Consider the following 923-nt stretch of genomic DNA (forward strand, 5'->3'; position numbering starts at 1 on the left):
CCCGCGGGCGCGCTCGTCGCCGACCGCCTCGCCGCGGCCGGCCACGAGGTAGTCGTGCTCGAGGCAGGACCGCGGTTCGACCCCGACGACCGCGAGGAGCGGATGGAGACCCACCTCCGGCCCGGCGACGACACGCCGGTCTGGGGGATGGGCGGCCCCCGCGACGCGTACACCTCCGGCGGCGATCGGTTCTACCCGCTCAACGCCGCCCGCGTGAAGGGCGTCGGCGGCTCGACGCTCCACTGGCAGGGGATGGTGATGCGCCTCCACGAGCAGGATTTCCGGCTCGACTCCGAACTCGGCGTCGCCGAAGACTGGCCCATCGACTACGCGGACCTCCGGCCGTACTACGCCGCCGCCGAGGAGGCGCTCGCGGTCGCGGGCGCGTCGGACAACCCCTTCGCGCCGCCGCGGGAGCAGCCCCACCCCCTGCCCGCGTTCCCGCCCTCCTACAGCGACTCGCTGTTCGCGGAAGCCTGCGAGGAACTGGAGATCACCACCCACTCGGTGCCGAACGCCCGGAACTCCGAACCGTACGACGGCGAGAGCGCCTGCGTGGGCTACGGCACCTGCCGGCCGGTCTGCCCCTCGGGCGCGAAGTACCACGCGCTCCGGCACGTCGACAGCGCCGAGGGCGAGGGCGCCCGCGTGATCGACGAGGTGCCGGTTCAGCGACTCGAACACGACGAGTCGGGCGAGCGCGTGACCGCCGCCGTCTACGTCACGCCCGATGGTGAGGAGTACCGGCAGGAGGCCGCCGAGTTCGTCATCGCCGCCGGCGGCGTGGAGACGCCGCGGCTGCTGCTGCTCTCCGAGAGCGACCAGTACCCCGACGGGCTGGCGAACAGCTCCGGCGCCGTCGGGCGGTACTTCATGGACCACCTGTTCGCCGGCGTCGGCGGCCGGCTCGACGAACCCACCCG

1 protein-coding gene is annotated in these 923 nt (G+C 73.6%); it reads left to right on the forward strand.

Annotation, left to right across the window (positions count from 1 at the left end):
- Positions 1-923 (forward strand): GMC family oxidoreductase N-terminal domain-containing protein (locus ACFR9S_RS03180; RefSeq protein ID WP_379818051.1); only part of this gene is annotated, 923 nt, incomplete at both ends.

Origin of the sequence: Halolamina salina (assembly GCF_042678005.1) — an archaeon.
GTDB lineage: Archaea > Halobacteriota > Halobacteria > Halobacteriales > Haloferacaceae > Halolamina > Halolamina salina.